This window comes from Kitasatospora sp. NEAU-CNBT7, from assembly GCF_057220535.1.
The window spans coordinates 1-8,127 of record NZ_JBXQQB010000079.1; the positions used below are offsets into that span (position 1 = coordinate 1).

At 65.1% G+C, this 8,127-nt stretch carries 8 protein-coding genes; 5 read left to right on the top strand and 3 right to left on the bottom strand.

What is annotated here, in order from left to right:
* Positions 1-450 (top strand): IS5 family transposase (locus tag AC2TEW_RS37770; protein ID WP_484627728.1); only part of this gene is annotated, 450 nt, incomplete at its 5' end.
* Positions 451-703: 253 nt separating this feature from the next.
* Here AC2TEW_RS37770 and AC2TEW_RS37775 read toward each other — a convergent pair.
* Entirely contained in the window at positions 704-2,302 is a 1,599-nt protein-coding gene (locus AC2TEW_RS37775) for a hypothetical protein (RefSeq protein ID WP_484627729.1), read from the bottom strand.
* 327 nt (positions 2,303-2,629) lie between these two features.
* Between AC2TEW_RS37775 and AC2TEW_RS37780 the strand changes: the two genes are divergently transcribed.
* The 4 genes from AC2TEW_RS37780 (at position 2,630) to AC2TEW_RS37795 (ending at position 6,945) form a co-directional block, all read left to right on the top strand.
* A complete protein-coding gene (locus tag AC2TEW_RS37780) occupies positions 2,630-2,761 on the top strand; it encodes a hypothetical protein (RefSeq protein WP_484627730.1) in 132 nt (43 codons plus the stop codon).
* 473 nt (positions 2,762-3,234) lie between these two features.
* A complete protein-coding gene (locus AC2TEW_RS37785; RefSeq protein ID WP_484627731.1) occupies positions 3,235-4,371 on the top strand; it encodes a tyrosine-type recombinase/integrase in 1,137 nt (378 codons plus the stop codon).
* The gene (locus tag AC2TEW_RS37790) at positions 4,361-6,526 is read left to right on the top strand and encodes a tyrosine-type recombinase/integrase (protein ID WP_484627732.1); all 2,166 of its coding nucleotides are present in this window, start codon (positions 4,361-4,363) and stop codon (positions 6,524-6,526) included. The genes AC2TEW_RS37785 and AC2TEW_RS37790 overlap by 11 nt, the downstream gene beginning before the upstream one ends.
* Positions 6,523-6,945: a DUF6262 family protein gene (locus AC2TEW_RS37795; RefSeq protein ID WP_484627733.1), complete on the top strand. Its 423-nt coding sequence runs from the start codon at positions 6,523-6,525 to the stop codon at positions 6,943-6,945. The genes AC2TEW_RS37790 and AC2TEW_RS37795 overlap by 4 nt, the downstream gene beginning before the upstream one ends.
* Positions 6,946-7,267: 322 nt before the next feature.
* On the opposite strand, the gene AC2TEW_RS37800 is transcribed toward AC2TEW_RS37795, so the two are convergent.
* Both AC2TEW_RS37800 and AC2TEW_RS37805 read right to left on the bottom strand, forming a co-directional pair.
* Positions 7,268-7,624 carry an IS3 family transposase gene (locus tag AC2TEW_RS37800; RefSeq protein WP_484627734.1) on the bottom strand — a complete coding sequence of 119 codons (357 nt, stop codon included), beginning with the start codon at positions 7,622-7,624 and terminating at the stop codon, positions 7,268-7,270.
* A partial coding sequence (locus AC2TEW_RS37805) for an IS30 family transposase (RefSeq protein WP_484627735.1) occupies positions 7,605-8,127 on the bottom strand: 523 nt, incomplete at its 5' end. The genes AC2TEW_RS37800 and AC2TEW_RS37805, both read right to left, overlap by 20 nt.

Consider the following 8,127-nt stretch of genomic DNA (forward strand, 5'->3'; position numbering starts at 1 on the left):
CCCTCGCCGGTCGACCGCGCACGGCCGGGTTCCAAGCACCATGTGATCGTTGACCGCCACGGCACCCCGCCGGCCGTGTCCGTGACCGGTGGAAACCGGCACGACGTCACGCAGTTGATCCCGCTCCTGGACGCGATACCCCGCATCCGGGGCCTGCGCGGACGCCCCCGCAACAGGCCCCGACGGCTGTTTGCCGACCGCGGCTACGACTTCGACAAGTACCGCCGCCTCCTGTGGAAGCGAGGCATCAAGCCCCTGATCGCGCGGCGCGGCGTCGCCCACGGATCCGGGCTCGGCCGCACCCGCTGGGTCGTCGAGCGGACCTTCGCCTGGCTCCACCAGTTCAAGCGACTCCGCACCCGCTACGAACGCCGAGCCGACCTCCACCAAGGACTCCTCGAACTCGCCGCCAGCATCATCTGCCTCCGACGACTCCAAAGATCATTCTGAAACGATCAGGAAGACTCATGGACAGCGGCCGTTCTCCCGTGCTTCGTTACTCGAATTATCGAATCCTGGAGAACGGCCGCTGTCGCTGTGCCGGTAGCACCGCAGATCAGCGGGTCGAGTGAACACCGGTTGTGCAACGCGCTACGGCTCGGTGCTCGACCGGGCGAATCAGCCGCCTGGCTGCTGCCATGCGCACCGTCATGACATACGGAACGTGGGATGAAAGGCAGGCAACCTAATACCCGATACCTTCTCAGCGAAACCCATGCCTGATGGCCTGCTTGAAGGCACTCAAGACCCCAGCAATGAAGACATTTTTCAGATTCTCACTGAAGCAGTAGAAGTCCGCGCCAGCTTCCTTGATGTCCTTCTCGCTGCCAGGCAGTTCCGTTGGGCAGTTGATCAGGTTGCCGAGATGCTTGACGAATGCATCGAGATTTTCCCCGCACTTCTCGCTCATGCCCCATCCGGCGCCCCACCCTTCCTCACTCAGATTGGCATGCAGTAGACCGTAATTACTCGCGATCTGCTCGAAATCCTTCAACGTATCGTTGATCCCAGGTATTGACCCGGGTGAATTAGATTCGCTGAGCAGGTATGAAATCTGCCTCATGTTCGCAAACGCGCTGCTCTGATTCAGCAGTATCAGGTTGTATCGGTTGAGTGAAATGCCTTGGTCGATCTGCGCCCATTGGACGAACGTCTTCTGCCACTGCCCGTTGAAGCAATCCGCAAGGCTCTCGGGAAGCTTCGGCGGATGACTCTTCTTCGCTTGCTTCGATGCTTTGGGGGCGCCGTTGCTGCTGATTGTCCGGGCTGGATTCGGAGCGCGACTGATGAACTTCGACACCTCCGGATAGCACTCAAGCATAGCTTGGTCGACCACCGGAAGCGAAGTAAGCAAAGCAGTGGCTTGCAAGTCTCTCCCCTCCTTGATGAGAATTTCCAGGCGATCCAGCGCTCGCGTGACGTGCTCCGACGGGGAGAACTCGTTGGTCTTGGGTCCGAGATTCTCCGAGACCATGCGTAAGGCTGTCCGGAGAAAAGTTCCACGACAGTTCGTCATGATAATGTTATTCTCTTTTACAATGCCAAGGATTCCATCGCAGCTATGGAACCCTTCTTTCCTGCACTTGCTGGACGACGTGCAGAGCCAGGCGCGTTCCGGGATACCGCCGTCGCCTACCCAGTACAGAGTCGATGAGCTTCCGTACTTTTCCGCAACTGCTACCCGCATAGCTGTCTCGAGCGTCGTCATGCGCCCTAGATAGTAGTTAGGAACAGTAACGCCCGGGCCTCCCGTAATGGTCTCCTGGATCAGGCCAGATGAATTGGCATCACGTAGCAGCTCAATCTCGGTTTGAGCATCTCCGAGTTTTCCCGGCTCGGCCAGGAATCTTACCGTCACTCCTGGCGGGACAGGAACGGATTTCGATGGGACGCCCGTTCCGTGCCCGAAGACAATGGCAGTCCCTTCCACCTTCTTCGGTGCCCTGCCCGGGTAATTCTTCTTCGAGATTTTCCCTGAAGTCCTGGCCAGCCCATTGTCCTGCGCCGATTTCACAGCCTCCAAGAAGGGATGGTAGGTCACCTTGGAGAGAATTCTCAGATTGGTGGAGAATTTCTCTTTCAGCAGGGGGTCGCGCTGCCATGATTTCGAGTCAAGGAAAACTTCGAGCTCCTTGACGGACCTGTGGATCGCCGGATCTCGCTCCTTCATGTGATCGATAAATTCCAGATACAGATTACGCCACGGCTTGGACGAAAGTGCGTCTGCTAGAGTCTCTGGAAACTTGCCCGGAATTGGCCCGGAAGGGGCCCACGAGCTTGCCGAAAAAAACGGGTCAGTCATATGAACAATTGCCTTACTGGTGTAGTTTCTTTATTTTCCATCGAGCAAGCGCAGACGGCGAAAGCGGCGCAGTCCAACGCTCCGTAACGATGTGAGAGTAGATGAAATATACTCAGATCGACCCGCGCTCGCCATCAAGGTAGATGGCCCGCCATTGCATGTTTCTCCCGAATTAAAGAGCAATGAGGAAAATCTATCAAGGGAGACTTGTTTCTCGGATAGCTGGAGGATAGCGGCAGGCTGCCAAGAGCTCGTAACACGATCACGCCGCTGGCTTGTTGAGCCTTCTCCAGCAGATCGGCGCACACACGAGCGAGATGACGAGTCATGCAGTTCGAGGCGCTGTTCCCAGAGGTCGGCGAGGCGCTTGAACCGGTGGAGCAGGGTGAAGGTCTGCTCCACCACGTAGCGGATCTTGACGGTGTCCTGCCGAGTGGTGTAGCAGCGATCTTGGAGTAGGTCCTGGTCAGCGGCCCGGCTGCCGCCGTCCGGGCCTCGGCTGATGGCCCGCACCCTCGCCGCGACCTGCGGCGAGGGTGCGGGCGGGCCACTCCGGGAACCTCGACCCAGGCACCTTGCTCCGACGCGAGGTCAGTGCACGGAGATTCCACCGCCACGTGGGACACGCCCTGGATCTTCCCGAGAAGCTGCCGCACCACAAGACGCTCTTCTCCTTCCAGTCCGAGCTCGACCCGCGCAAGTCAAGGACCTCTCCACCCTCGCCTTCATCGAGGCCAAGGCCAACGCCCTCTCGGACCAGCCGTTATCAGCGGGGTGTGAGTCCCTCGATTCTCTGGCTGCATCGAGCGTCACCGTGGGCGTTCTGTGTCGTTGATGCATTGCTATCAACCGGAGTTCTTCAACGAGACGGAACGGCATCAGTGGCGCACAGCTTGGCGGTTCGGCCCGAGGACGGGCGGCGGACGTGGACCGTGATCGATGAGAAGTACCGGACCGTCGCGCCGGTCGAGGACTGGTTGGAGGCCCATCGGCAGCTGTGGTCGCCGAACACGGTTCGTGGCTATGCGACCTCGCTGGCCCAGTGGTGGACGTTCCTGGAACAGCGCGACGAGACCGGGCGGTGGGGCGATCTCGGGGTGCCGGCCGTCGCGGGGTTCCTGTCCTGGTTGCGCAACGGCCGCACCGTCGAGCACGCCCTGGTCGAGCCCGAACAGGCTCCGGGGGCCGGGACGTTGGAGGTGAGACTGGCCGCGCTGATCTCGTTCTACCGCTGGCAGGAGGCCGTCTTCTCGGTGCCGGTCGCGGGCCGGCTCATGCGCGGGACCTCGCGCCGGGCCCCGGCCCGGGGCCTGCTCGCGCACCTGGACGCCCGCACCGGTTCCGGTCCGTCCTCGCTGGTCAGGGTCCGGCGCCGGCGGCATCATGGCCGCCCGCCGCTGCTGCTGCCGGGCGAGATCCAGGCGATCCTGGACCGCTGCGCGATGCCGGACACCACGGCCGGCGACTGGCGGGGGAACCTGCGCGACCGGTTGCTGTTCGCCCTGCTCGCGGAGACCGGCATGCGCCTGGGAGAGGCCCTTGGCCTGCGGATCGGCGACTTCGTGATGGGCCGCGGAGCGACTCCCTATGTCGAGATCGTGCCGCGCGAGGACAACCCGAACGGGGCCAGGGTGAAGATGATGCGCCCCCGGCGGGTCCATGTCGGCGCCGACCTGGAGCGACTGTTCGCCGACTACCTCACCCACCTCGCCTGCCGGGCCGCGGAGGTCGGCGTCGAGATCGATGCCGGCTCGCCGTTGCTGGTGAACCTGGTGCGGCCGCCCCTGCTGGCCGCCCTGCGCGAGGGCACGGTGCGGGACAAGGTGTCCGCCCTGCGCGAGGCGCGCATCGGGCCCGCCTCCTGGACGCCGCACTGGTTCCGTCACAGCCACGCGACCGCGCTGCTGCTGGCCGGGACGCCGGAGTGGGTGGTCTCCCGCCGGCTCGGTCACGCACATGTGCAGACCACGCTCGACCTCTACGGCTGGGTCCGCGAGGACGAGGCCCTGCGGGCCGCGGCGAGCTGGAAGTCGTACATCTGCGCCTGGCAGGTCGACGATGGCCGTTGACCGGCGTCATCTGCATGCGGCCGGCGACGGGGATCCGTTCCGGCGGCTGTGGAGCGAGCTGCCCGAGCCCTGGAAGGGGCCGGTGATCAGGGACGGCATCGACGACTGGGAGAAGATCACCGAGAACGGTGACCGGAGCATCGACCTGACCGCTCTGCCCGGCCTGATCGCCGCCGAGCTGGCCTGGATGGCGCACTGGCAGGCGATGGACGGGACCCGTTGCTCGGTGCTGGGCACCAACCAGTTCGCGAACATCCTGCGCCGCGCGATCCGCGACCAGCGCCCTTTCCCGGCCTCGATCCGGCTCATGGACTGGGAGACGGCGGCCGCCCTGCAGCGGTGGTACTACGCCACCCGCTGGGGCCGGCTCACCCCCCGTGGCAGCGTCTCCCGGCTACGGGTGATCTTCCGCTTCTCCCGCCTGGCCCTGCTCGCCCGCTGCTCGGACGGGCCCTGGTGGTCCCTGGACGAGTGGCATCCGCGATGCGATCCGCGGATTCCGCTGGCGGAGCACGAGCCCCAGGCCCACTACGGCTGTTCCCCTTCCCGGATTGCCCAGCCCTGGCTGCGGGAGGCCGTGAAGTGGTGCCTGGGCACGCAGTTGGAGGCCGGCACGTTGCGCTGGTCGACGGTGAGCCGGGAGAGGATGCAGTGCTTCACCCGCTTCGACCGGTGGCTGCAGACCTTCACCGACCCTCTCGACGTTCTGGGCGACCCGGCCCACGCGGTCCGGTCGGCCGCCGCCTTCCGCCGCTGGGACACCGATCCCGCCAACCGGCTGCTGCGGCCGAATGAGCAACGGTTCGCCGGGCGGCCCGTCCATCCCCGCCTGATCAACGACGACCTTCGGGCCGTCGCCGAACTCTTCGCGTTCGTCGCCGCCAACCCCGTCGAGGCACAGCAGGTTCTTGGGCCGCAACCGTGGTCACGGGTCACCGACGCGCACGCGGCCGGCTGGTTGCGGCAGGTCTCCCGCATCCCGGCCCAGCGCGAAGTCAACGACGAACACTATGTCGACGACCATGCACTCGCGCAGATCCCCACCGCCGTGCCCCTGCTCGGGCTCGCCCGCCACGACGAGATGGCCCTCACCCGCGGAGACGGACAGCAGATCACCGCCCACGGCTTCGACGACCCGCAGGCCATGCGCATGATCCTGCTGCAGATCCTCACCGGACGACGGGCCAGCGAGATCCGCACCAGCCGCTTCGACTGCCTCTCCCCGGTCCCCGACCGGGCCGTCGACGCCGCCCAAGGCGAACAGATCGCCCGCTTCCACTACGCACAGAGCAAGATCGACATCGCGCCGGACACCATCCTCGTCGACGCCGAGGTCGTGGCGGTCATCGAGGAACAACGACAGTGGATCCGCGAGCACTTCCCCGGCATCACCCCGCGTCACCTGTTCCTGCAACGGACCGGGAACCGGCAGGGCGACAAGCCCTACCCCTCGGGCACCTACAGCTGGATGCTCCGCGAGTTCAGCAAGATCGCGAAGATCACCGACAGCAGAGGCAGACCCGTCGGGCTCAGCCACACCCACCGCTTCCGTCACACCAGGCTGACCCGGCTCGCAGAACTCGGCCTGCCCGTCCACGTGTTGATGCGCTATGCCGGGCATGCGACCCCTTCGATGACGATGCACTACGTCGCCGCCCGCCAGGAGCACGCCGAGCAGGCGTTCCTGGCCAGCGCGAAACTCCGCGCGGACGGCACCCACGTCACCTTCTCCCGGGACGACCACGACAGCCTCCACCTGTTCAACCGGGCCGACCGGTTCCTGCCCCACGGCTGGTGCCTGCTGCCGCCCCTGCAGACCTGCGACAAAGGCAATGCCTGTCTGACCTGCTCGGTCTTCGTCACCGACGCTTCTCATCAAAGTGCTCTGGAACAGCAGTCGGACGAAACCGCCGCGCTGATCGGCCGCAGCACCACCGCGTTCCAGGAGCGGCACGGCCGCCCGATGCCCGAGGACAACGTCTGGCTGCTGCAACGACGAGCCGAACACGCGGCCCTCACCAAGATCCTGGACACCCTGCGCTCCAAACCCGGATGCGCCGTCCAGGGCGCCGGCTGCGGTGCCGCCCCAGCGGCCCCCGCCGGGCCCGTCCCACTCACCCTCGACCTCGACCGCCACCGAAGGACCCGGCCGTGACCGACGACGCCCGCGCCCGGCGCACCCACACCCTCGCCACCGCGGCGAAGGCCAAGTCCCAGGCGAAGACCACCGCGGCACAGAAGGCGATCCGCACCCTGGTCAAACGCGGCGAGCCGATCACCTTCCAAGCCGTCCAGCGCGAAGCCGGCGTCTCCCACGCCTTCCTCTACAACCACCCTGACCTGCGAGGACGCATCGAGCAGCTCCGGGCCCAATCCCGGCCGGCTCCCGCGCCGACGCCTGCGGCCGACGGGCACAGCACCCTCGTCCTCGCGCTGACCGGTCAGATCACCCGCCTGAAGAAACAGCACCGAGAAGAAGTGCAAGCCCTGCGAGAGGCACTCGAGCAAGCCCACGGCGAGAACCTCGACCTCCGACGCGAACTCGCCCGCCGCGGCGGACCCCGGGAGCCGTGACGTGACCACCGATGTGGAGGCCTTCAACGACCTCCCGGATCCCGAAACGGCGGCCGTGGAGGGATAGCGCCACCTCCTCCTTGAGACCGCCTGGCTCAAGCGACACCAAGTTCAGTAGACCTTCCAGGCGGTGGCTCAGACGATGGAAGGAGCCTGAGCCACCGCTGCTGATGCGATAGAAGCAACGTGTCACCAGCAACGTTTACCGACTGGCCACACCGACCCATTGATAACACCCGGGGTCGGAAAGACCCACATCGCCGTCTCGCTCGCGGTTGCCACCTGCCGGGCTGAGGCTCCCCCGGTGGGTGGGAGATGCTGATCAGCGGGTCAGGGTGGGTTGATTGGTGTTCAGGTTCGTTCGTTCGGCGGTTGCCTGTTCGGCGTAGTACTTCTCCTCGTACTCGATGGGGCTGAGCCAGCCGAGACGCTTCTGGATGCGGGTGGTGTTGTAGAACCCGTCGATGTATTCGAACAGTGCTTGGTTCGCCTCGGCCCGGGTGGTAAATGTGCGGCCCCGCACGCACTCGGACTTGAGCAGGGCCCAGAGGTTTTCGGCCAGGGCGTTGTCGTACGAGTCCCCGACGGAGCCCATGGAGGCCTCAACTCCCGCTCGCACCAGTCGGGTTGTGAGCTTGATGGACGTGTACTGGGTGGATTCAACCGGTGGACGCAACACCGGCTTCCTGTAGTGATAGTAGGTGCTCGTTGAGGGCTTCGGCAGGTGTCTTCCAACCGAGGCTCTTGCGGGGTCTGCTGTTGAGCGTGGCGGCGACCGCTTCGATATCCTCAGCCGCCCATCGGGACAGGTCGGTGCCCTTCGGGAAGTACTGCCGCAGCAGACCGTTCGTGTTCTCGTTGGTACCGCGCTGCCACGGGCTGTGCGGGTCGGCGAAGTAGACCGGAACGCCGGTCTCGATGGTGAACTGGGCGTGCGCCGAGAGCTCCTTGCCACGGCCCCAGGTCAACGACCGCCACAGCTGCTCGGGCAGGCTGCCGATCGTCGTTGCAAGCGCGTCCTTCATGGTCACAGCGCCGTAACCGGCCAGCGGTGGACCGTTCTTGGTGCGGGGAACGATACCGTAGCCGTCCTGGCGGGGCAGGTGGACGAGCACCGTGAACCGGGTCGTGCGCTCGACCAGTGTGCCGATCGCCGACCGCTCGAGTCCGATCAGGAGGTCG

Bases quoted from the DNA above. Each gene is read 5' to 3' on its own strand.
- AC2TEW_RS37775 (WP_484627729.1), bottom strand. From the start codon at position 2,302: ATGACTGACCCGTTTTTTTCGGCAAGCTCGTGGGCCCCTTCCGGGCCA.
- AC2TEW_RS37780 (WP_484627730.1), top strand. From the start codon at position 2,630: ATGCAGTTCGAGGCGCTGTTCCCAGAGGTCGGCGAGGCGCTTGAACCG.
- AC2TEW_RS37790 (WP_484627732.1), top strand. From the start codon at position 4,361: ATGGCCGTTGACCGGCGTCATCTGCATGCGGCCGGCGACGGGGATCCG.